16 protein-coding genes are annotated in these 22,934 nt (G+C 60.2%); 12 read left to right on the plus strand and 4 right to left on the minus strand.

Annotated features, from left to right (window positions below):
• Positions 1 to 9: 9 nt before the first annotated feature.
• Both HDE80_RS07845 and HDE80_RS07850 read left to right on the plus strand, forming a co-directional pair.
• Positions 10 to 1,122, plus strand: a complete 1,113-nt coding sequence (locus HDE80_RS07845; protein ID WP_255483632.1) for a glycosyltransferase — start codon at positions 10 to 12, stop codon at positions 1,120 to 1,122.
• Between the two features lie 56 nt (positions 1,123 to 1,178).
• Positions 1,179 to 1,658, plus strand: coding sequence for a hypothetical protein (locus tag HDE80_RS07850; protein WP_184669578.1), 480 nt, complete (start codon positions 1,179 to 1,181; stop codon positions 1,656 to 1,658).
• 116 nt (positions 1,659 to 1,774) lie between these two features.
• Here the strand turns inward: HDE80_RS07850 and ykgO are convergent, their stop codons facing one another.
• From ykgO to HDE80_RS07870, 4 genes are all read right to left on the minus strand, one after another.
• Positions 1,775 to 1,900: a type B 50S ribosomal protein L36 gene (ykgO, locus tag HDE80_RS07855; RefSeq protein ID WP_007508267.1), complete on the minus strand. Its 126-nt coding sequence runs from the start codon at positions 1,898 to 1,900 to the stop codon at positions 1,775 to 1,777.
• 60 nt (positions 1,901 to 1,960) lie between these two features.
• The gene (locus HDE80_RS07860; RefSeq protein WP_184669580.1) at positions 1,961 to 2,872 is read right to left on the minus strand and encodes a LysR substrate-binding domain-containing protein; all 912 of its coding nucleotides are present in this window, start codon (positions 2,870 to 2,872) and stop codon (positions 1,961 to 1,963) included.
• Between the two features lie 264 nt (positions 2,873 to 3,136).
• On the minus strand, positions 3,137 to 5,155 hold the full coding sequence (locus HDE80_RS07865; protein ID WP_184669587.1) for an NADPH-dependent 2,4-dienoyl-CoA reductase: 2,019 nt from the start codon (positions 5,153 to 5,155) through the stop codon (positions 3,137 to 3,139).
• An 85-nt stretch (positions 5,156 to 5,240) separates the two neighbouring features.
• Positions 5,241 to 5,498 carry an acyl-CoA-binding protein gene (locus HDE80_RS07870; RefSeq protein ID WP_184669589.1) on the minus strand — a complete coding sequence of 86 codons (258 nt, stop codon included), beginning with the start codon at positions 5,496 to 5,498 and terminating at the stop codon, positions 5,241 to 5,243.
• Positions 5,499 to 5,630: 132 nt separating this feature from the next.
• Here HDE80_RS07870 and cmk point away from each other — a divergent pair, with 132 nt between their 5' ends.
• From cmk to pbpC, 10 genes are all read left to right on the plus strand, one after another.
• Positions 5,631 to 6,311 carry a (d)CMP kinase gene (gene cmk / locus HDE80_RS07875; RefSeq protein ID WP_184669591.1) on the plus strand — a complete coding sequence of 227 codons (681 nt, stop codon included), beginning with the start codon at positions 5,631 to 5,633 and terminating at the stop codon, positions 6,309 to 6,311.
• Between the two features lie 200 nt (positions 6,312 to 6,511).
• Positions 6,512 to 8,188 (plus strand): 30S ribosomal protein S1, encoded by a 1,677-nt coding sequence (gene rpsA / locus HDE80_RS07880; RefSeq protein WP_184602261.1) that lies wholly within the window; start codon positions 6,512 to 6,514, stop codon positions 8,186 to 8,188.
• A 75-nt stretch (positions 8,189 to 8,263) separates the two neighbouring features.
• On the plus strand, positions 8,264 to 8,563 hold the full coding sequence (locus HDE80_RS07885) for an integration host factor subunit beta (protein ID WP_184669593.1): 300 nt from the start codon (positions 8,264 to 8,266) through the stop codon (positions 8,561 to 8,563).
• 166 nt (positions 8,564 to 8,729) lie between these two features.
• Positions 8,730 to 8,990, plus strand: a complete 261-nt coding sequence (locus HDE80_RS07890) for a lipopolysaccharide assembly protein LapA domain-containing protein (protein ID WP_184602259.1) — start codon at positions 8,730 to 8,732, stop codon at positions 8,988 to 8,990.
• The gene (gene lapB / locus HDE80_RS07895; RefSeq protein WP_184669595.1) at positions 8,987 to 10,159 is read left to right on the plus strand and encodes a lipopolysaccharide assembly protein LapB; all 1,173 of its coding nucleotides are present in this window, start codon (positions 8,987 to 8,989) and stop codon (positions 10,157 to 10,159) included. The genes HDE80_RS07890 and lapB overlap by 4 nt, the downstream gene beginning before the upstream one ends.
• Before the next feature lie 7 nt (positions 10,160 to 10,166).
• Positions 10,167 to 11,192, plus strand: a complete 1,026-nt coding sequence (locus tag HDE80_RS07900) for a glycosyltransferase family 4 protein (RefSeq protein WP_184669945.1) — start codon at positions 10,167 to 10,169, stop codon at positions 11,190 to 11,192.
• Positions 11,179 to 13,077, plus strand: coding sequence for a nucleoside-diphosphate sugar epimerase/dehydratase (locus HDE80_RS07905; protein ID WP_184669597.1), 1,899 nt, complete (start codon positions 11,179 to 11,181; stop codon positions 13,075 to 13,077). The genes HDE80_RS07900 and HDE80_RS07905 overlap by 14 nt, the downstream gene beginning before the upstream one ends.
• Positions 13,074 to 13,958: a UTP--glucose-1-phosphate uridylyltransferase GalU gene (gene galU, locus HDE80_RS07910; protein ID WP_184669599.1), complete on the plus strand. Its 885-nt coding sequence runs from the start codon at positions 13,074 to 13,076 to the stop codon at positions 13,956 to 13,958. Before HDE80_RS07905 ends, galU begins: the two co-directional genes overlap by 4 nt.
• A gap of 300 nt (positions 13,959 to 14,258) precedes the next feature.
• On the plus strand, positions 14,259 to 20,390 hold the full coding sequence (locus HDE80_RS07915; RefSeq protein ID WP_184669601.1) for an MG2 domain-containing protein: 6,132 nt from the start codon (positions 14,259 to 14,261) through the stop codon (positions 20,388 to 20,390).
• 84 nt (positions 20,391 to 20,474) lie between these two features.
• On the plus strand, positions 20,475 to 22,874 hold the full coding sequence (gene pbpC, locus HDE80_RS07920; RefSeq protein WP_184669602.1) for a penicillin-binding protein 1C: 2,400 nt from the start codon (positions 20,475 to 20,477) through the stop codon (positions 22,872 to 22,874).
• Positions 22,875 to 22,934 lie beyond the last annotated feature (60 nt).

A 22,934-nucleotide genomic window follows, 5' to 3' on the forward strand; every position in this document is an offset into this window, starting at 1 on the left:
GCAGGTCACATGCGCGCGGCCGAAGCGTTGCGTCTCACCGCAGCAGCCAGTTTACCGAACGTCGAGACCTTGCATCTGGATGCCATGGATTACGTCCCGTCCGCATTCCGCAAGCTCTACACCGATTTCTATATCACACTGGTAAACAGCTACCCCACTCTGTGGGGCATGCTGTACCAGCGCAGTTCCGAGGCCGATCCAGATGGCCCGATGCAGAAGTTGCGGCGCGCCGTCGAACGGCTGGGTACGGGCGATCTGCGCAAGGCGATCGATGCGTTTGCGCCCGACGCTATTGTCTGCACCCACTTTCTGCCCGCCGAGATGCTGATGCATGAGATCCGGCGTGAGCGGATGACGGTGCCGGTGTGGGTCCAGGTCACCGACTTCGATCTTCATGGCATGTGGGTGATTCCACACATGACGGGCTTCTTCGCCGCCAGCGATGAGATTGCCTTCCGCATGCGGGCGAACCGTATCGAGGCGCAGCGCGTCCATACCACCGGCATCCCGGTCATGCCTGAGTTCACCCAGCCACAGGATCGCCAAGCCTGCGCCGAGCGTTTCGGCCTCGACCCGACACGGCCTACCATCATGCTGATGGGCGGCGGCGCCGGTGTCGGTAAGCTCGACGAAGTGGCAGCCAGATTGATGCAGTTGGAACACGACTTCCAGCTGATCGTGCTGGCTGGGCGCAACGAAGCCGCATTGGCCCGGCTGAAGATTCAGGCAGTGGAACAGCCGGGGAGGTTGTTTCCGTTCGGCTTCACCAACGAGGTAGCGCTCCTGATGGCCTGCTCTGATCTGGTGATCACCAAGCCTGGTGGCCTGACCACATCCGAGTGTCTTGCGATGGGTGTGCCGATGGTGGTGTATGCGCCGATTCCCGGTCAGGAAGAGCGCAACGCGGACTACGTGTTGGAGCAAGGCGTAGCACTGAAAGCGGTGGACCTGATCTCGCTCGAGTATCGCGTGCGTCAATTGCTGGCCGAGCCGGAACGTTTGACGCGGATGCGTGAATGCGCCCGCCGCCTGGGGCAGCCGCAGGCGGCGCGGCGCGTGCTCGACATCGTTCAGGCCCAGCTTGATTGCCGGCAGTCAGAAACCATACCGGTGGATCATTGAGCGTGCGTCGATGGGATCAACGATTTCTGGGGGCTGACCGAAGAGTTCCAGTCTCGATGCATCCACTGGTAGTGGTGTTGACGCTCGGCTGGACCGTGCTGCTGGCCTTTTTCTTCGCCCACGTGGAAATCCAGATCGAGGGTGCCGCCGGTTGGGCCGCGAATCTGCCGACGTGGCGCATACAGCATCATTGGCTGCTCGATATTTTCTGGGGTGGCCGGCCGATGACTGGTTATCACGCGTGGCTGTTTCCGTGCATGGGACTGTTCTTCCATTTTCCGCTGGTTTTCACCGGGAACTGGAGTTGGCGTGGTGAGGCGCGCGTGTTCGCCTGCATCATGCTGTTCTGGATCACCGAGGATTTCCTGTGGTTCGTGTTGAACCCCGCGTATGGCCTGGCGCATTTCGCGCCACGTTACATCCCCTGGCATATCCACTGGTGGGGTCCGGCACCTAGTGATTACTGGGTTTCATTGTCCGTGGCCGCGTTGCTGCTCTGGTTGTCGTGCCGCCGCCCGGCAACACCACGTCGCTGAGCGCTTGCAGTACTTTCCCTTTGCGGCACTCCCATAGTTCGGGTTGAATCCCGGGCACAAAAAAGGCCGCTTGCGCGGCCTTTTCATGACTTCGTTGCAACCAGACCTGATTAGGCTTAGCGCTGACGAGCCTTGAAACGGGGATTGCTCTTGCAGATCACGAACACCTTGCCGCGACGACGCACAACCTTGCAGTCACGGTGCCGCGCCTTGGCGGACTTCAAAGAGTTAAGCACCTTCACGGCCAGCTCCTGACACTATTCAAAAGTTAAGTCCGCAAGTGTAGCGGCCTGAGAGGCTTATCACAAGCCTCGCACGGTGGCTGTTTCAGCGACGGTCGACATGAATTGGCGAAGGGCAGGGGAATCGTCATCGATGCGGCAGGCCACGGCCAGCAGCAGGTAGGCATCGGAATCTTCCAGGGCGACATAGCTGACGCCAGCCAGGCGCACGGCGCGCATGCTGGCCGGTACGAGTGCGTGACCGAGCCCTGCCGCCACAAGCGCCAGTAAGCCGTTGATCTGTTGTGCCTGCTGGATGATCAGCGGTTCAAACCCTGCCTTGGTAGCCAATTTCACCAAGCTGTCGTACAGCGTCGCTGCCAGTTCACGCGGCTGCGAAATAAAAGCGTCGCCGGCGACTTCGATTAACCGCAGACTTTTGCGGCCCGCCAAGGGGTGGCCGATAGGTACAGCAAGCAGCAGGGGCTCACGATCGATGACCCGAAGCCGCAAACCGCGCGCATCCTGAGCATGCAGCGGCTCATCGCGAACGAAACCGACATCGATCTGACCCGCCAACAGCGCGGCAAATTGCGGTTCGGTATACATCTCGCTCAGCTGCAAACGGACGTTCGGTGCGATCTGGCCATAGCGCAGCAGCGTCTGCGGCAAGGCAGGATGGAACGACACCGAAACCGTATACGCCAGACGCAGCTGCCCGCTATAACCCGCGGCGGCAGCGACCACGTGGCTGCGAGCTTCGTCAGCCTTGGCGAGAATCTGTCGTGCCTGTTCCAGAAAAATCTTGCCTGGCTCGGTCAGCGCCACGTTGCGCTTGTTGCGTTCGAGCAGGCGCACGCCCAGATCCTGCTCCAGTGATTGGATCTGCTGAGAGAGCGGGGGTTGGGAGAGATGCAGGCGTATGGCCGCGCGAGTAAAGCTGAGCTCCTCGGCGACCGCAATGAAATAGCGCAGCTGGCGGAAATCAAACATATAGCGATATCGAATAAATGATTCGCTAAATATATATTGGATGCTTTAACACGTCGATCAGATAATCCCGCTCGTCCTGTCGCTTCCCCTCCCCCTAGCGGCAGTGGCCCTCGCCCCGCGGCAACGCTAAATACGACATCTGGTCATCTCCCCCCTGACCCATGTTGATGCGTTGCAATCGCGGGGCGTTCTTTTTTGGGTTTGCGGATAGTTTCCGGTTCCCGCACTCCGCTCGCGGGGCCATCTTGAGCGCTGCGGCCAAAGCTAAAGCCTGCTGGCCAGCTCGGTACCTTGCGCAATAGCCCGTTTCGCATCGAGTTCGGCGGCGACGTCGGCACCGCCGATGACATGAACCTTGATGCCGGCCGCGATCAGATCGTCAGCCAGTCGTCGATTGGGCTCCTGACCGGCGCAGATCACCACGTTATCGACTGGAAGCACTTGAGGTGCGCCATCGACGGTGATGTGCAAGCCATGTTCGTCGAAGCGCTCATAACTCACGCTACCCAGCATTTCGACCCGTTTGGCCTTGAGCGTGGCGCGATGCACCCAACCGCTGGTTTTGTTCAATCGCCCACCCGGGCGACCCTCGCTGCGTTGCAGTAGCCAGATCTGGCGAGCGGGTGATTCCGGTTGCGGCTTCTGCAGGCCTCCGCGAGACGCCAGCTGCATATCCACACCCCATTCATGGGTCCAGCGGGCAACGTCCGTGGTGGGCGAGGGGGCGTTTTCGACCAGAAACTCGGCCACATCAAAACCGATACCGCCAGCGCCGATGATGGCGACTTTCGAACCAACCGGCACATGGCGAGCCAGAACATCCAGGTAGCTGAAGACACGGGCGTCATCGCTGCCGGGAAAACTTATGGTCCTAGGGGTGATGCCAGTGGCAATCACTACCTCGTCATAACCGCCGGCAATCAGCGATACCGCATCGGCGGTCTGCCCGAGTTGCACATCAACGCCGTTGTCGCTGAGCTGATGACCAAAGTAGCGCAGTGTTTCGTAAAACTCTTCCTTGCCGGGTATCTGCTTGGCGTAATTGAACTGGCCGCCGATCTCCTGCGCCTTGTCGATCAGCGTCACCGCATGGCCGCGCTCGCCAAGTGTGCTGGCGCAAGCGAGGCCGGCGGGGCCTGCGCCGACCACGGCGATGCGTTTGCGTTTCGAGGTCGGTGAGATAACGAGTTCGGTTTCATGGCAGGCGCGTGGATTGACCAAACAGCTGGCGTGCTTGTTCTGAAACACGTGATCAAGGCAGGCCTGATTGCAGGCGATGCAGGTATTGATGCGATCACCGCGTCCGGCTTTGGCCTTGCTTGCCCATTCCGGGTCGGCCAGCAGCGGCCGCGCCATCGACACCATGTCGGCGGCACCATCGGCAAGAATGTCTTCAGCCACGTCCGGCATATTGATGCGGTTGGTGGTGATCAGCGGAATGGCCACCTCACCCTTGAGCTTTTTGGTGACCCAGGCAAAGCCGCCGCGCGGCACGCTGGTAACGATGGTGGGTACGCGCGCTTCGTGCCAGCCGATGCCGGTATTGATGATGCTGGCACCGGCTGCTTCGATAGCCTTGGCCAGCGTGACGATCTCGTCCCAGTCCTGACCGCCCTCGACCAGATCGAGCATCGACAGGCGATAGATGATGATGAAATTCTTGCCCACGGCTTCGCGCGTGCGGCGAACGATTTCAATCGGCAGGCGCATGCGGCTCGCAGCGTCGCCGCCCCAGGCGTCGCTGCGCTGATTGGTGCGCGCGGCAATGAACTGGTTGATCAGATAGCCTTCCGAACCCATCACCTCGATGCCGTCGTAGCCAGCCTCCTGTGCCAGTTTCGCGCAACGCACGAAATCCTTGATGGTTTGCTCTACACCACGCGATGACAGCGCGCTCGGAGTGAAAGGCGTGATCGGTGACTTGATCTTCGAGGGTGCCACCGAGAGTGGGTGATAGCCATAGCGCCCTGCATGCAATATCTGCATGCAGATAAGTCCGCCTTCGGCGTGTACAGCATTGGTCAATTTGCGATGGCGCGGCTTGTGCCATGGCATCGACAGGCGACCTCCGAACGGCTTCAGCCAGCCGCGAATGCTGGGGGCAATGCCGCCGGTCACCATCAGGCCCACGCCGCCGCGGGCGCGTTCGGCGAAGTAGGTGGCGAGCTTGTCGTAGTCGCTGGCCTTGTCTTCCAGCCCCGTATGCATGGAGCCCATCAGGATGCGATTGGGCAGGGTGACGTGACCCAGATTCAGCGGAGCGAACAGATGCGGATAGTTCATGCGATCGAGGCCGGTTCAAACAATCGTATGAATGTGCCGGTGTTTGAGGGCGGAAAGCAAGCTCTACGTTTGAGGCGTAGCTTTTTCAGGCCAGCAATTGATGCACCAGAGCGATATAGCGACGCATCGCGTCTTCCTCGGATACACCATGCAGCTTGGCCCACGCCTCGTGTTTCGCTGTGCCAATGAAATCGAAAAACCCTGGCTGCGCTCCACTGAGATCGCCCTTCGAACCTTGCTTGTAGAGCGCATAAAGCTTCAGCAAGGTGTCGTTGTCGGGGCGCTTGCCGAATCGCTGAATATCCTCAGCAGCCTGTTCGAACTCGCGGCGAAGATCGGTCATAAGATCGGTCATGAAAAGAGGCGGAAAAGCTTGCGAACCAAGCGTACTTGTTTGATAACACGCGACTCAGTCGGGGTCAACGAGACGGTGCACGCGTTAAACTTCGGTCTTTCTTCTGAATCAGGAATCTCCATGAGCCATGCCTTGCCCGCGCCCGTTCTCACCATCGATGGGCCATCGGGATCAGGCAAGGGCACGATCAGCGCACTGGTCGCGCAACATCTGGGCTGGCGTTTGCTCGATTCCGGTGCTCTTTATCGCGCGGTGGGGTATGCCGCCGGCATGGAGGGGCTGGACCTGTCGGATGTGGACGCAGTAACCCGTTGCGCCCAAACCACGCGCATCAAGTTCAGCGCGTCGCCTGACGGTGGGGAGACGCGGGTTATCGTCAATAGTCATGACGCCACGGACGAGCTGCGCACCGAGACTGCCGGTGCCGCGGCTTCGGCGATCGCTTCGGTGCCATCGGTGCGTGAAGCCTTGGTGGCCTTGCAACTGGGCTTTCGTCGGCCACCGGGGCTGGTGGCCGACGGGCGCGATATGGGTACCGTGATCTTCCCTGATGCGGCGTTCAAGGTGTTCCTCACCGCGAGCGCCTCCGAACGAGCGAAAAGACGCTATAAGCAGTTGAAGGAAAAGGGACTTAGCGTTACACTAGCCGGCCTTCAGCGCGAAATTGAGGCGCGTGACAGCCGCGATGCATCGCGTGCGGTCGCGCCGCTCAAACCTGCCGAAGATGCCTTGCTGATCGACACCACTGGCATGGGCATCGAGGACGTCGTCGCGAAAGTACTCGCCGTGGTGCAGCTGTAAACAGCGGCATTGCGGTTTCTCGTCCCTGGCAAAGCTTCTCGCTTGAGAGAAGTGAGGCAGGGATTTTGGCCAACGGTGACAAGGGTTGTTGTTCCTGCGGGAACCACCCGAACTTGCCCTCAACCGGTGGACCGGCCGGTACGTGCGCAACCTTAAGTAAAGCGCAGCGAGCCGCGGTCTTTTCCCACTATGGAATCAACATGACTGAAAGTTTTGCCGAACTGTTTGAACAGAGCCAGCAGGCCATCTCCAAGCTGAAGCCTGGCGCCATCGTCACCGGTATCGTTGTGGAAATCCGCAATGACGTCGTCGTGATCAACGCCGGCCTGAAGAGCGAAGGCATTGTCCCCATCGAGCAGTTCCGCGATGAGCAGGGCGTCCTTGAGGTGCAGGTAGGCGACGAGGTGAAGGTTGCCCTCGAAGCTTTGGAAGACGGTTTCGGCGAAACCAAGCTGTCGCGCGAGAAAGCCAAGCGCTCGATGGTGTGGGACGATCTCGAGCATGCGTTCGACAAGGAAGAGACCATCGTTGGTCTCATCTCCGGTAAGGTCAAGGGCGGCTTCACGGTCGACATCAAGGACGTCCGCGCATTCCTGCCGGGCTCGCTGGTCGATGTGCGCCCGGTCCGTGACCCGGTTTTCCTCGAGGGCAAGGAACTCGAGTTCAAGATCATCAAGCTCGATCGCAAGCGCAACAACGTGGTGGTCAGCCGTCGTGCCGTCGTCGAGACCGAGTTCTCCGCCGAGCGCGAGCAGTTGCTTGAGCGCCTGACCGAAGGTGCGGTGGTCAAGGGCACCGTCAAGAACCTGACCGACTACGGCGCGTTCGTGGATCTGGGCGGTATCGACGGCCTGCTGCACATCACCGACATGGCGTGGAAGCGCGTTCGTCATCCGTCCGAAGTGGTCAACGTCGGCGACGAGCTGGACGTGCGCGTGCTTAAGTATGACAAGGAGCGCAACCGCGTTTCGCTCGGCCTGAAGCAGCTGGGCGACGATCCGTGGGTTGCCATTGCCCGTCGTTACCCGGTCGGCAGCCGCCTGTTCGGCAAGGTTTCCAACGTCACCGATTACGGCTGCTTCGTCGAGATCGAGCCAGGCGTGGAAGGTCTGGTGCACGTTTCCGAGATGGATTGGACCAACAAGAACGTCAACCCGGCCAAGGTGGTTCAGGTTGGTGACGAAACCGAAGTCACCGTGCTGGACGTGGACGAGGAGCGTCGCCGCATCTCGCTGGGTATCAAGCAGACCCGCTCGAACCCGTGGGAAGCCTTCGCCGCCATGCACAAGAAGGGCGACAAGGTGTCCGGCCAGATCAAGTCGATCACCGACTTTGGCGTGTTCATCGGCCTGGACGGTGGCATCGATGGTCTGGTGCATCTGTCCGATATCTCCTGGCAGGTGACCGGCGAAGAGCTGGTGCGCAACTTCAAGAAGGGCGACGAGATCGAGGCCGTGGTGCTGGCTGTTGATCCGGAGCGTGAGCGCATCTCGCTTGGCATCAAGCAGATGGAGCAGGATCCGTTTGGCCAGTTCATGGCAGCGAATCCGCGTGGCGCGATCGTCAACGGTATCGTCAAGGAAGTTGATGCCAAGGGTGCATTGATCGATCTGGGCGAAGGCGTCGAGGGTTACTTGCGCGCCAACGATATCGCCAAGGAGCGTATCGAGGATGCCACCGAGCATTTGAAGGTCGGCGACAAGGTCGAAGCCAAGTTCACCGGCATGGATCGCAAGGGTCGCCAGCTGGCGCTCTCGATCCGCGCGAAGGACGAGGAAGATGTACCCGAAGCGCCGGTGGCTGACTATGCCTCTGCCTCCACCGGTACGACCAAGCTCGGCGCTCTGTTGAAGGAACAGTTCGACAAGGCCGATTGATCGTCACTTGCGATAGCATGATGCGGGGCGGCACTTCGCCGCCCCGTTGTTTAACGTCACGGACATTGGGGTCCCATGACCAAATCCGAATTGATCGAGGCGCTGGCAAGGCGTCAGACCCATCTTGCGTTTGCTGACGTCGAATTGGCCGTCAAAAGCGTAATCGAACAGATGAGCCATGCATTGGCTCACGGTGAACGTATTGAAGTGCGTGGCTTTGGAAGCTTCGCGCTGCACTATCGGCCGCCGCGCATGGGGCGTAATCCCAAGTCAGGCGATGCAGTGGCATTGCCGGGCAAGCACGTTCCACATTTCAAGCCGGGCAAAGAGCTGCGCGAGCGTGTGAATCTGCATCTCGAACAGACTGGCGCCTAAGGCATTCATCCAGGTTTATCAGGGCAGGCGACTTTGGTCGGTCCTGCCTTTTTTATGCACGAAGCCTTGATTCACGGGATTCGAGCCTGTTAAAGGTCTGAATCATCACCACTATAGGTGAAGGCAATACCTGTGCCTGTCGCGGTCAATCGGGTAAAGTCCGGTCATGCGTTTACTCGTCCTGTTTATTCTTGTCATCTTCGTGGCTGCGGGCATCGTGGTCGGCGCGCTCAATGCCGATTTGGTCAGTTACGACCTTGCATTTGCCAGGGTCCAGCTCCCCAAAGGCGCCGCATTGCTCTGCGTGCTGGTTATCGGTTGGCTGCTCGGCGGACTGACGGCGTGGCTTGGCGTGAGTTCTCGCCAGCGCCGTGAGCGTCGACAGCAATTGCGCGACAGCGAAAAGAAGTCGCCGGCCACTGCATGAACTATCCGTACGTGCTGGTTCTGCTGGTGCCGGTAGCTTTCATTCTCGGCTGGTTGGCCTCCCGTCGGATGGGCGCAAAGCGATCAGGTGCGGAAGTCAGCGAGCTCTCGTCGGATTACTTCCGCGGTTTGAACTACCTGCTCAATGAAGAGCAGGACAAGGCGATCGAGGTTTTCCTCAAGTTAGCCGAATACAACCGCGACACGGTGGAAACCCACCTGGCGCTGGGCAATCTTTTTCGCCGTCGCGGTGAAGTGGATCGGGCGATTCGCCTGCATCAGCATCTGGTGTCGCGTCCGGGTCTGTCCGATGCCATGAAAACGGTCGCGTTGCTGGAACTGGGCGAGGATTACATGCGCGCCGGCCTGCTTGATCGCGCCGAAGCACTGTTCTCCGATCTGGTGGCGATGGACGCGCATGCGCCATCGGCATTGCGGCATTTAATTGCGATCTACCAACACGAACGGGACTGGCACAAGGCCATTGAGCACACGCGCCGTCTGGAAGTGATGACGGGCGAGGACGAAGCGTCGATGAAGGCTCAGTTCTTTTGTGAGCTGGCTGATCGTGCCCGACAGCATGGTGCCCGTGGCGAGGCGCGTGACTATTTGCGCCAGGCTTTTGAGTGTCAGCCCGACTGCGTCCGCGCCTTTATGCTGACTGGCCGCCTGCAGTCGGAGGACGACCGTCACGCCGATGCAGTGGTTGCCTACGAGGCTGCGGTCAACGCGGATATAGCGTTTACACCGGAAATTCTGCCGCCGCTTCTCAATAGCTACGCCCGTTCGCAGCAGATGGATCGCGCCGAATCTTTTCTGCGCGAGATGCTGAGCCGTTATCACGGTATTTCCCCCGTGCTGGCCTTGGCACATATCTATCGTCAGCGTGACGGTGAACGCGCAGCGATCGATTTTCTGACCTCGCAGTTGCGTCAGCGCCCCTCGGTACGCGGCCTGATGGCATTGATCGACGCGACGATGGACAAGATTGAAGGTGAGGCGCGTGAAAATTTCCTGATCCTGCGCGATCTCACCAAAAAGCTGTTGGAAGGCCAGGCGATGTATCGCTGCAGCCGCTGCGGCTTCGGGGCCAAGGCGCATCACTGGCAGTGCCCGAGCTGCAAGAGTTGGGGCACGATCCGTCCGATCCACGGCGTTGCCAGCGAGTGATATGAGGATTCCGCTTGCCGTCGGATGGCTACTTGCCGCTTTCGTCATCACGCTGCTTCTAGTGCGCGGCGCTATCGTATACGCACACCGACGCGGCATGCTCGATCAGCCCGGACAGCGTCGCTCGCACCGTGTTCCCACGCCTCGTGGTGGTGGTATTGGCGTGGTTATCGCACTGCTGATCTGCATTCCCGGTGCCTTGCTCAGCCTTTCGGCGCCATGGCCTGCCAGTGTCGTGATCAGTCTCGCCATGGCCTTTGCCCTGGTGGCATTTGTCGGCTGGTGGGACGATCACCGCCCGCTGCCGGTGCTGCCCCGCTTTGGTGCGCAGCTGCTGGCGGTTCTGATGTTTTCCGGGGTCTTGTTGGCCACGGGGCTGTCGTGGTGGTGGTTGCCGCTGTTACTCGGGGCTGGCGCCTGGAGCATCAATCTGCACAACTTCATGGATGGCATCGATGGGCTGCTGGCGCAGCAGACCATCTTCGTTGCTGCCGGGTTGGCTTGGATGAGTTGGTCTTTGGCGCAGCCTGCACTGGCATGCGCCACTGCCGCGTTGGCCGCATCTGCTTTTGGGTTCTGGTTGTACAACCGGCCGCCGGCACGAATCTTCATGGGTGATGTTGGCAGCGGCAGCATCGGCCTGCTTATTTTTGCCTTCAGTGCGATGTTATGGCGGCTGGATCACGCCATGCTGTGGCCGCTCTTGATACTCTCGTCCGCGTTTTTGCTTGATGCTACGTTGACATTAGTGATGCGAATGTTCAGAGGCCGGCGGTGGTATAGCCCGCATCGAGAACATCTGTACCAATGGATGACCCGGCATGGGGGCGGTAGGCATGGCCAGACAGATGCTCGCTACCTGGGCTGGAATCTGTTGCTGGCTGGACCGTTCACCTGGTTGGCGTTCAGTCATCTGAATATTGCTTTGCCGATTACCATTGCGTTCTATCTATGTGCGGCGGCCTTGTGGCTGACGCTCAAACGCCGCTACTTGCGGCGCAACCTTCCAAAGGAACGCCATGTCGCTGCGTAAACTCGTTGGCTTCATCCATCCGCGTGTCGCGGTCGTGGCTCACGACCTGGCGATGACGGCGCTGGCATGGTGGATCGCGAAGATGTTGCGTTACGCCTTCAATCCGTCCGAGATCATCAGCTTCCAGCTGCTTGAGTTTCCGATCGTGCTGCTGGTGCAGGGCCTGATCCTGCGCTGGACCGGTCTTTACAAAAGCGTGTGGCGTTTCGCGAGCCTCCCGGACTTGTGGAACATTGCGCGCGCCGTGGTGATCGGAGCATTGGGGATCGGCCTGTCGTTATTCCTCTATGACCGTCTTGAGGGTGTGCCTCGTACCACGTTCCTGCTGTACCCGCTGGTGTTGGGTGCCCTGCTTGGCTTGCCTCGACTGGCCTATCGTTTCTGGAAAGACAGTCGTCGCGAACTGCTGCAAAATCATGAAGTGAAGCGAGTCATGATTGTGGGCGCGGACCGTGCAGGCGAGGTACTTTCGCGCGACCTCCGTCGAGACAGCCGTTATGCCGTGGTCGGCTTTGTCGACGACAAGCCCAGCCTGCGCGGCGCCAGCATCAATGGTCATCCCGTGCTTGGCCGTTTTGACGAACTGCCGGAAGTGGCGCGCGAGGCCGCAGTGCAGATGCTGTTGATCGCGCTCCCTGGAGCGTCGACCAACGAAATGCGTCGGATCGTGGCGCTCTGCGATGGCACCGGTCTGCCGTATCGGACGATTCCGCGGCTCGAAGACGTTGTCGCTGGGCGCGCACAGTTCAACCAGATCAAGGAAGTAGCGATCGAGGATCTGCTCGGTCGTGACGCGGTAGAGCTGGATTGGACGGCTATTCGTGAAACGCTCACCGCGCGCCGCGTACTGGTGACCGGCGGCGGCGGATCGATCGGCTCGGAGTTGTGCCGACAGATCGCCCGGCTTGGTGCGCAGTCGCTGATTGTCGTCGAGCAGAGCGAATACAACCTCTATCGCATCACTCAGGAACTGCGCGCGGATTTTCCGGAGCTGATCTTCGAAGGCATTCTGGCCAATTGCGGCGACTATGCGGCCATGCAGAAGGCCTTTGTGGAAACCAAGCCGCAGGTGATTTTCCATGCTGCCGCTTACAAGCATGTACCGATGTTGCAGGCGCAGTTGCGCTCGGCATTCCGTAACAACGTGTTGGGCACGCGCACCGTGGCCGACCTGGCCCGTGAGACTGGCGTTGAGTGCTTTGTGCTGATCTCCACCGACAAGGCGGTGAACCCGACCAGCGTCATGGGCGCCTGCAAACGTGTCGCCGAAATCTATTGCCAGAACCTCAACGCGCATGCCGATACGCGTTTCATGACGGTTCGTTTTGGCAATGTGCTGGATTCGGCCGGTTCCGTCGTTCCGCTATTCCGGCAGCAGATCCTGGACGGCGGTCCGATCACGGTGACCCACCCGGAAATATCGCGTTACTTCATGACGATTCCCGAAGCCTGTCAGCTGATTTTGCAGGCGGCCAGCATTGGCAAGGGCGGAGAGATTTTTGCGCTCGATATGGGTGAGCCGGTAAAGATCCGCGATCTGGCCGAGCAGATGATTCGTCTTGCCGGCAAGAAGCCGGGCACCGAGATTCCGATCGTCTATACGGGTCTTCGCGCCGGTGAGAAGTTGTTCGAGGAATTGTTCCACCCGCTGGAAAACTACAGCGCGACGGAGCACGCAAAAATCTTCCTCGCGCAGCATCGCGAAGTATCGTGGGATCTGCTGCAGGCGTTGCTGAACAAGGCGACCGAAGCCGCCGAGATTTTCGATGAAGAAGAACTTCGACGCTGCGTGTCGAGTTTATTGCCCTCGTTCCGCTGGACCGAGGTCGCGCAGCCCGATAACGTGGTTTCGATACGCCGCATCAATCCGGAGAAAAGTGAGTGAGCAAACCTCTGCGCAAGGTCGTCTTTCCCGTAGCCGGACTCGGTACGCGTTTTCTTCCAGCCACCAAGGTCGTGGCCAAGGAAATGCTGCCAGTGCTGGACAAACCGCTGATTCAGTATGCGGTCGACGAGGCCGTCGATGCTGGCGCCGATACGTTGATCTTTGTCACTAACCGCTACAAGCACGCTATCGCTGACTATTTCGACAAAGCCTACGAGCTTGAAGCGAAGCTCGAAGAAAAGGGTAAGGACGAGTTGTTGGCGCTGGTACAGGGGACGCTCCCCCCGCACGTGCGGGCTATCTTTGTTACCCAGCCCGAAGCATTTGGCCTCGGCCACGCGGTGCTTTGCGCCAAACCGGTTGTCGGCAATGAGCCATTTGGTGTCGTGCTGCCCGACGATCTGATCTGGAACGGCAAGATAGGTACCGGTAAGGGCGCCCTGCGGCAGATGGCCGAATTGGCCAATGCGCAGGACGCCGGCGTGATCGCCGTCGAAGAGGTGCCGCACAACGACACAGACAAGTACGGCATCGTTGATGCCACGCCGATCGACGATCGCAGCGCGCAAATCCGTCATATGGTGGAGAAGCCGAAGCCGGCCGACGCGCCGTCCAATCTGGCGGTTGTGGGACGCTATGTACTGCCGGGTCGTATCTTCGAGTTGCTGGAACAGACAACGCCGGGCGCCGGTGGCGAGATCCAGCTTACCGACGCGATCGAAGCGTTGCTGAAAGAGCAGGGCAAGGTTCTGGCCTATCGCTTCGAAGGCATACGATTCGATTGCGGCAACAAGGCCGGCCTGGTGCGCGCCACCATGCATATGGCGATGCAGGATCCGACGTTGGCTTCCGTGGTGCGCGAATTCGTCGGTAAGCTTTAACTTCACCTGCGATCCGTGCAAATGGATAGATAGCGCTGCATCCACTGCCAATATAAACAACGGGCCGACATTCTCAGAATCTCGGCCCGTTGCTTTTGAGTACTTGCGGACGAGACCTGCGCTGGCTGTTACAGCCGTCCGCCGCATGTCAGAATCAGCGCCGCATCCTGCCATTTTCAACGCGCAGAGTGCATGGGGACATTAGGAAGAATCGCCGTCATTGTGCCTTGCTCAAGGCTGCGGTGATGGCGGTTGGAAGATATCGTCGTTGCTATCAACGGATGAAGGAAAGGGGACGTCATGGATCTGCTGCGGTTTCTGCTTATGTTGCCGGTGCGCCTTGTGCGCGGGTTGTTCCGCGGGCTGGGCTGGATTCTGCGGCCGGTTCTCGGCAATGTGTCATGGTCGGCACCGACCTGGGCGCCGGCTACGGGCGCGGCGATCAAGCGCAAGCCAAGGCAATTTGCCGGCGGATTTCTCGCTACCGTGCTGTTTATCATCGCTGCCTGGTTCGGCTGGCAGTGGTACCAGCATCGCCCCAAGCCGATTGAGCCGGAGCGCATTACTTTTCAGGCGAAAGTACCGGCGCTGACCGACTATGTGACGCAGCCAGACGGCACACCCAAGATCACCATTCATCCCCTCGACGTCGCTTTCTCAGCCTCGGCCGCACCGATTGAGTTGGTGGGCAAACCGGTCAGCAAGGGCATTACCATGCATCCGGCGCTCAAAGGCGCATGGAGCTGGACCGACGACCACACGTTGCGTTTTGTTCCCGCCGAGGACTGGCCGGTTGGCGCGCATATCGAGGTGCGTTTCGACACGGCGGATGCATTCGCGCCGCATGTGTTGATGGCGGACGACCATCTCGCTGTTGATCTGCCGGCGTTCACGGCAAAATTTGGTAATGGTGAGTTCTATCAGGACCCGCAGGATCCGACGGCGAAGACCACCATCGTTCCGGTCAATTTCAACTACCCAGTGGACACCGCGCAGTTTGAAAAGCGCATTGCCATCGCGTTGGCCGACAAGGACGGCAAGCCGGGCACGCCGCTTAAATTCACGGTCACCTATGATGCTTTCAAGCTCAATGCGTGGGTGCATTCGCAGCCGCTGGATCTGCCACGCGACGATGGTGCGGTACTGCTGAAACTGGACAGCGGCGTGCGCAGCTCGCGCGGCGGTGACGGCACGCCTGACCCGCTGCAATCGCGTATTCGCGTGCCAGGCCTGTATAGCTTGTCGCTGCAGGACATCAGTCCGACCCTGGTCGACAACGACAAGTACGAACCCGAACAGGTGCTGGTAATCAATGCCAGCGGCAAGGTGCGCGGCAGCGATCTTTCCGGTCTGACCAAAGCCTGGGTACTGCCGCGCAAAAAGGACGGTGCGGATTCGAATCAGGGAGACCAGGCAGACGACGATGCGCCTTATGGCTGGGACGTGTCGGAGGTGAGTGAGGCTGTCCTGCGGAAATCACAGCCGCTGCCGATCGAGTTGGTACCGACCGAAGACGATTTCGCGACGCTGCAGAGCTTCAAGTACCACGCGGAACCCGGTCAGCGGATCTACGTGCATGTCGGTACAGGGTTGAAATCTTTTGGTGGCTATGTGCTGGGCAAACCGACGGCACAAACGTTTACCGTGCCGGATTATCCCAAGCTGCTGCGCTTCATGGCCGACGGCTCGCTGCTCTCGCTGAGCGGCAGCAAACGCCTGTCGGTAGTGTCGCGCAATCTGCCTGGCATGCAGCTGGAAATCGGCCGCGTACTACCCGACCAGCTGCAGCATCTGGTCAGCCTCAATCAGGGCACTTATAGCCATCCCGAGCTCATGTACGGTTTCAGCGAAGACCATATCGTTGAGCGCTTCGAGCAAAAGCAGGCGTTTCCGAAGACCGACCCGGGTAAGGCGCATTACGAGGGTGTCGACCTTGGTCAGTATCTGAAAGACGGCAAGCGCGGCGTATTCCTGCTGCACCTGTCTGGCTACGATCCGGCCGCCGAAAAAAAGAAGGCAGATGCTGCCGCCAAGGCAAAAGCGCGCGCGTTGCAAGGGACTGCACAGGCGCCGGGTGACCAGCCGGCGAGCGATGACAGCTCGGCCACTGACGATAGTGCGGACGAGGCCGATAACAGCGGGGCCGATAGTAGCGATCAAGGCGCTGACGATCAGGCTGATGGCGACCAAGCTGATGACGGCAGTGCCGACAACGCGCCAATGCCGACCGATACGCGTCTGATCGTGGTAACTGATCTTGGCATGCTGGTGAAGCGTTCGCTTGACGGCAGCCAGGACGTTTTCGTGCAGTCGATTCATACTGGCCAGCCGGTAGGCGAAGCCAGCGTTTCCGTGCTTGCCGTGAACGGCCAGACGCTATACGCGCAGGCCACCAGCGCCGATGGCGTGGTGCACTTCCCGACCTTCAAGGGCCTGGACCGCGAAAAGAAGCCGGTGATGTATGTGGTGAAGAAGGGCGATGATCTGTCCTTTCTGCCGATCGGCGGCGCGGATCGCCAGCTCGATTATTCGCGCTTCGATATCGGCGGTGAGCGCAACGCGTTGAATCAGGGCCAACTGTCGGGTTATCTGTTTTCCGATCGCGGCATCTATCGCCCGGGCGACCTCTTCCATATCGGCCTGATCGTACGCGCAGCCAGCTGGACACGCAGCGTGGCCGGTATTCCGCTACAGGCGGAAGTCGTCGATCCACGCGGCGTCACGGTCAAGCAAATCCCGCTGACCATGGATGCTTCCGGCTTTGGCGAGCTCGATTACACGCCGGCCGAAACCGCGCCGACCGGCACCTGGACGGTGAACCTGTACATTGTGAAGGACGGTAAGGCCGACGCGCAGATCGGCACGACAACAGTGCAAGTGAAGGAGTTCCTGCCCGATCGCATGAAGGTCAGCGCCAAGCTTTCCGAGCAGGTACCCGAAGGCTGGGTGAAGCCCGATCAGCTCAAGGGCATCGTCGACGTGCAAAACTTGTTCGGTACGCCGGCGGCCGATCGTCGCGTCGAAGCGTCGCTGACCTTGCGTCCCGCGTGGCCCGCGTTCCACAGCTGGCCCGACTACCATTTCTACGACGTGCGCCGGGCCAAGGAGGGCTATGAAGAAGCCCTGCAGGATGGCAAGACCGACGACAAGGGTCATGCCGAATTTGATCTCGATCTGAAGAAATACGCCGACGCCACGTACCAGCTGTATTTCCTCAGCAAGGCGTACGAAGCCGAGGGTGGTCGTAGCGTGGCAGCCGCGGCGCAGACGCTGGTGTCCCGCAACGACTGGCTGGTCGGTTACAAGGCGGTAGACAACCTCGATTACGTCAAACGTGACAGCCCGCGGGTCGTGCATCTGGTCGCGATCAATCCGCAGGCGAAAGCCTTTGCGCTCAGCGATCTAAAAGCACAGCTGATCGAACGGCGTTTTGTCTCCGTGCTGACCAAGCAGGATTCGGGCGTCTATAAATACGACTCCAAGCTCAAGGAGATCGCGATCAGTGAGCAGCCGCTGGCAATTCCGGCGTCCGGTCTCGATTACGCGTTGCCGACCGACAAGCCCGGTAATTACGCGCTGGTCATCCGTCGCTCGTCCGATCGCACCGAAGTGAATCGCGTCGAATATTCGGTAGCCGGCGATGCCAATATTTCGCGCTCGCTGGATCGCAACGCCGAGCTGCAGTTGAACCTCAGCAAGCAGGACTACGCTCAGGGCGAGCCGGTCGAAATCGCCATTCGTGCGCCGTATGCCGGCAGTGGTCTGATCACCATCGAGCGCGACAAGGTTTACGCGCACGCGTGGTTCCATGCCGACACCACCAGCTCGGTACAGCACATTACCGTGCCCGCGGATTTCGAGGGCAACGGCTACATCAACGTGCAATACATCCGCGATCCGTCGTCGGATGAAGTGTTCATGAGTCCGCTGAGCTACGGTGTGGTACCGTTCTCGGTCAACCTCGATGCACGGCGCAATCCGATCACGGTGGATTCGCCTGCGCTGGTTAAACCCGGTCAAACGCTGACCCTGAAACTGCATTCGACCCAGCCGACGAAGGCGGTGGTGTTTGCCGTGGACGAGGGCATCCTGCAGGTCGCGCGCTACAAGCTCGGCGATCCGCTGAAATTCTTCTTCCGCAAACGCATGCTGGAAGTCGGAACCTCGCAGATCCTCGACTTGATCCTGCCGGACTTCGAGAAGCTGATGGCGATGGCGGCACCGGGTGGCGATGCCGACGGCGCGATCGGCCGTCAGCTCAACCCGTTCAAGCGCAAGCGCGACAAGCCGGTGGTGTACTGGTCCGGCATCGTCGATGTCGATGGCGAAAAGGATTTCAGCTACACCGTGCCGGATTACTTCAACGGCAAGCTGCGTGTGATGGCGGTATCCGTCTCGCCGGACCGCATCGGCACCTTCGAGGGATCGACCACCGTGCGCGGCGACTTCGTGCTGTCGCCGAACGTACCCACCACGCTGGCACCCGGCGATGAGGCGGAGGTCAGTGTCGGCGTGGCGAACAACCTGACTGGCCTCAACGGCAAGCAGGTTCCCGTGGTCGTCACGTTGAAGACCGGTCCGCAACTGCAGGTCATCGGCAACACCACGCAGAGCCTGGCACTGGGCGAGATGCGCGAAGGTGTGGTGATCTTCCACGTCAAGGCAACCAGCACGCTCGGCTCGGGCAATCTGGCCTTTACCGCCGGCTATGGCGACAAGTCGGCCAGGCAAAGTGTCGATCTTTCGGTGCGGCCAGCATCGGCTTATCGCACCCAGGTAGACGTCGGCCGCGTCGACGCTCACAGCAAGGTCGAGGTGCCGGATCTGCGCAAGTTGTATGACGCCTACGCCTCACGCGATGCCGCGATATCCACTTTGCCGGTGGTGCTGGCCGAGGGTCTGACCAGCTATCTGGTGAACTACCAGAACTACTGCAGCGAGCAGCTGGTTAGTGCGGCCATGCCGCAGTTGGTGCTGGCAAAGTGGCCGGTGGTTCCCGTGTTCACTCATGCCCTGCAGCCGGCTTTCAGTGAAAAGAAAATCAGTAATGACGAGGCGCTGGCGCATTTCCTCGACGTGCTGCATTCGCGCCAGAACGGGCAGGGTGGTTTCGGCGTGTGGTCTGCCACCCCGGATTCCGAACCGTTCGTGTCGGCCTATGCGATGCACTTTTTGCTGGAAGCGCGAGATCGCGGCGTTGCCGTGCCGGGTGACATGCTCGATGCGGGCAACAAGTATCTGCATCAGCTGGCGGCGGACGAGAGCCTCGATTCGCTCGATGCCTTGCGCCAGCGCGCATACGCCGTATACCTGCTGACGCGCCAGGGCAATGTCACCACCAACGATCTGGCCGCCGTGCAGAAGCGGCTGCAGGAAGCATTCCCCAACGACTGGAAGAGTGATCTGGCTGCGGCATGGCTGGCGGCGTCCTATGAAATGCTCAAACAGGACAAGGAGGCCAACCAGCTGATTGCCGGACCGCAGAAGGCGCTGGAACGCAAACTGTCCAACGATGCCTACGTGTATCAGTACTACTACGATCCGCTGACTCGCGATGCCAGCGTGCTCTATCTGCTGTCGAAGTATTTCCCCGATCGGGCCAAGGCACTGTCACCGCAGGTGATGGAGAACATCACCTGGCCGCTGGCGCAGAACCGCTTCAATACCCTGTCAGCGTCCATGACCATTCTGGCCCTGGATGCCTATGCGGCACAGACGGCGGGCGAGCTGGACAAGCTGGCTATCGACGAGGTGCATGGCGACGGTACGGTCAAGTCGATTGCCGCCATCCAGGGCAACCTGCTGCAGGCCGGAAGCTGGAGCGCCGCCACGGCGAAGCTGCGATTCTCCAACGGTAGCAGCCTGCCGGCATGGCACGTGGCCAGCCAGGGCGGTTACGACAGCGACGCGCCTGGCAAAGCAATCAAGGACGGCATCGAAATCGTGCGTGACTATACCGACACCAAGGGCAAGTCGCTTGATCAGATCAGTGTTGGCGAGGAGATCGATGTGCATATCAAGATCCGCGCGACGGGCAGCAATGGAGTCGGTGATGTCGCGATCGTCGACCTGCTGCCGGGCGGCGTCGAGCCGGTGATCGAGCCACCGCCACCGGTCACCGATCAGCAGCAAGCCGACACGGACAGCCAGGCGGATCAGGGTGGCGACAGTGAGGTGAAGCCGCAAGCCTTCCGCTCGCCGGTCGGTCTGTCCACCTCGACCTGGCAGCCTGACTATGCGGACATCCGCGAGGATCGGGTGGTGATCTACGGCACGGCCACACCGGACGTGCGCGAGTTCGTCTATCGCATCAAGGCCAGCAACGCCGGCAAGTTCATCGTGCCACCGGCGTACGGTGAGTCGATGTACGACCGCAGCGTGCAGGCGCGCTCACCCGGGGGCAGCGTACTGACGGTGGTGAGCAAGCCATGATCAGCAGACCATGATCATGGCCGCCCCCTTTTCATTCGTGAAAGGGGGCGGCCTGAGCTTCATGGCATGGTCCGGTCGACGACGATGTCTCTATTACTTTCTACTTGGCGCGCATGCTTCACTTGGTTGCATCGTTGGCAGAACTGGCTGGTCGGTTTTGCGCTGATCGCCATGCTGCTGATCGGCTGTCGCCTATGGCCGCATCCGCGCCTGCGCGACTGGTTGCCGTCCTCCACGGCGGTCTATGACGAACATGGCCGGCTGATGCGGTTGACCCTGGCCAGCGACGATCGTTATCGCCTGTGGGTGCCATTGCATGACATCTCGCCTCAACTGAAGGATGCGGTGCTGCTGCACGAAGATCGCTGGTATCGCTGGCATCCAGGCTTCAATCCCTACGGTCTGGCGCGCGGCGCGTGGGTCACCTATGTGCGCCATGGCAATCCGCAGGGCGGTTCCACCATCACCATGCAGTTGGCTCGGCTGTTGTGGAAGCTCAATACGCGTTCGCCATGGGGCAAGTTGCAGCAGGTGACGCGGGCGATGCAGTTGGAGTTGTTTTATTCCAAGCAGCAGATTCTCGAGGCTTATCTCAACGACGCACCTTACGGTCGCAACGTCGAGGGTGTGGGTGCGGCCAGTCTTGCCTATTTCAATAAATCGGCTGGCGAGCTGAGCTTGCCCGAGGCGCTGACGCTGGCGGTGATTCCGCAAGATCCGACGCGCCGGTTGCAGAGTGCATCGCATAACGCCGATGCCGACGGCGACATCATCAATCCGCAACTCGCCGCTTCACGCAATCGGCTCTACGCGCGCTGGCTGCATAGCCATCCTGATGATGTCTCGCTGAAACCATTGTTCGCGTTACCGCTGAACCTGCGGCCACTATCGCAGCTGCCGTTCGAAGCACCGCAAGCGGTCGAGCAGGTGCTTGCCGCTCGGCAGATCGCCGGCGGCAGCAGCGATTCTCGCGTTGGCACCACCATCGATCTGGATATCCAGCACAGCCTCGAACGGCAGATCACCCTTTACGTGGCGCGCAACAACTCGCGCGGCATCCGCAATGCGGCGGCAATTTTGATTGACACGCGCGATATGGGCGTCAAGGCCATGGTGGGCTCGGCGAATTATTTTGATCGTTCCATCCAGGGGCAGGTCAACGGCACGCTGGCCAAACGCTCGCCGGGGTCGACGCTGAAGCCCTTCATTTACGCACTGGGTTTCGATCAGGGCGTGCTACATCCGCAGACCGTACTGCGCGATGTGCCGAGCTCCTTCGGGCCCTATACGCCGGAAAATTTCGACGGTCATTTTCTAGGGCCGATCACAGCCACTGATGCATTGATCCGCAGTCGCAATATTCCGGCGGTGTGGATCGCATCACAGCTCAAGCAGCCCGACTTGTACGAGTTCCTTCACGCCGCCGGCATCAGTCGCATGGCTAGCGAAAAGCATTACGGCCTCGCTCTGGTACTGGGTGGCGGTGAGGTGACCATGCAGGAACTTGGCGGCCTGTATGCCATGTTGGCCAACCGGGGTGAGCTCAGGCCGCTGCGCTTGAACAGCAGCGATCCGCAGGTCGCCGGCACGCGCCTGCTCAGCGATGAGGCGAGCTTCATGGTGATGGATATGCTGCGGCAGAATCCGCGTCCGGATGAAACCACCGGTGCGCAGCCGTCGCGCCTGCCGGTGTATTGGAAAACCGGCACATCGTGGGCGTTCCGTGATGCGTGGACGGCGGGCAGTTTTGGGCCGTACGTGTTGGTGGTGTGGATTGGCAATTTCGATAGCACGGGCAATCCCGCCTTTGTGGGCGCGGACGCGGCCGCGCCGCTATTTTTCCAGATTATCGATGCGCTGCGAGCCGAGCGTCAGCAGTTGGCCGAGCCGATCCGGCATATGCCGGCCAATCTCAAGCGCGTGCCGATTTGCCTGGCCAGCGGTGAGTTGCCCAACCAGTGGTGCCCGCAAAAGGGCATGACCTGGTTCATCCCCGGCAAGTCGCCGATCCGCGTCAGCAACGTGCACCGGCCGGTGGTGATCGATGACGCGACGAGTCAGCCGGCGTGTCCGCCGTATGCCGGAAAACGCACACATGTGGAGGTCTACGAATTCTGGCCGTCTGATCTGCAGCAGGTGTTTGCGCAGGCGGGTATTCCGCGTCGCAAGCCGCCACAAAATTCTGATTGCAAGAACGCAGGCGAGCCCGACGGCGATCCGCCGCAGATCACCTCGCCGCTGCTTGGCAGTACCTATGCAATGCGTTTGAAGCAGCTGGGTGAGGAGCGCATCGCCTTTATCGCCACAACCGACGCGGACGTCCACGCGTTGTACTGGTTCGTCAACGACGCCTATATCGGACGCAGCGTGCCTGGCGAGTCACTGCTGTGGCAACCGCAGACAGCGGGCAGTTACAACGTACGCGTGGTGGATGATCATGGCCGCAGCGATCAGCGACCTCTGGGCGTGAGTCTGGTGGAATAGCAAAGGCAGCTGCTGCGTTATGCTCGATGTTTAGTCAGCGTGCCCCATCCCGATCAACTG

This window comes from Rhodanobacter sp. A1T4, assembly GCF_014207185.1.
Lineage (GTDB): Bacteria > Pseudomonadota > Gammaproteobacteria > Xanthomonadales > Rhodanobacteraceae > Rhodanobacter.

Coding starts and splice junctions, on each gene's coding strand:
- HDE80_RS07890 (WP_184602259.1), top strand. CDS start 8,730: ATGCGTTTACTCGTCCTGTTTATTCTTGTCATCTTCGTGGCTGCGGGC.
- cmk (WP_184669591.1), top strand. CDS start 5,631: ATGAGCCATGCCTTGCCCGCGCCCGTTCTCACCATCGATGGGCCATCG.
- HDE80_RS07870 (WP_184669589.1), bottom strand. CDS start 5,498: ATGACCGATCTTCGCCGCGAGTTCGAACAGGCTGCTGAGGATATTCAG.
- HDE80_RS07845 (WP_255483632.1), top strand. CDS start 10: ATGCGCGCGGCCGAAGCGTTGCGTCTCACCGCAGCAGCCAGTTTACCG.
- HDE80_RS07860 (WP_184669580.1), bottom strand. CDS start 2,872: ATGTTTGATTTCCGCCAGCTGCGCTATTTCATTGCGGTCGCCGAGGAG.
- rpsA (WP_184602261.1), top strand. CDS start 6,512: ATGACTGAAAGTTTTGCCGAACTGTTTGAACAGAGCCAGCAGGCCATC.
- HDE80_RS07850 (WP_184669578.1), top strand. CDS start 1,179: ATGCATCCACTGGTAGTGGTGTTGACGCTCGGCTGGACCGTGCTGCTG.
- HDE80_RS07905 (WP_184669597.1), top strand. CDS start 11,179: ATGTCGCTGCGTAAACTCGTTGGCTTCATCCATCCGCGTGTCGCGGTC.
- HDE80_RS07915 (WP_184669601.1), top strand. CDS start 14,259: ATGGATCTGCTGCGGTTTCTGCTTATGTTGCCGGTGCGCCTTGTGCGC.
- lapB (WP_184669595.1), top strand. CDS start 8,987: ATGAACTATCCGTACGTGCTGGTTCTGCTGGTGCCGGTAGCTTTCATT.
- pbpC (WP_184669602.1), top strand. CDS start 20,475: ATGTCTCTATTACTTTCTACTTGGCGCGCATGCTTCACTTGGTTGCAT.
- HDE80_RS07885 (WP_184669593.1), top strand. CDS start 8,264: ATGACCAAATCCGAATTGATCGAGGCGCTGGCAAGGCGTCAGACCCAT.
- HDE80_RS07865 (WP_184669587.1), bottom strand. CDS start 5,155: ATGAACTATCCGCATCTGTTCGCTCCGCTGAATCTGGGTCACGTCACC.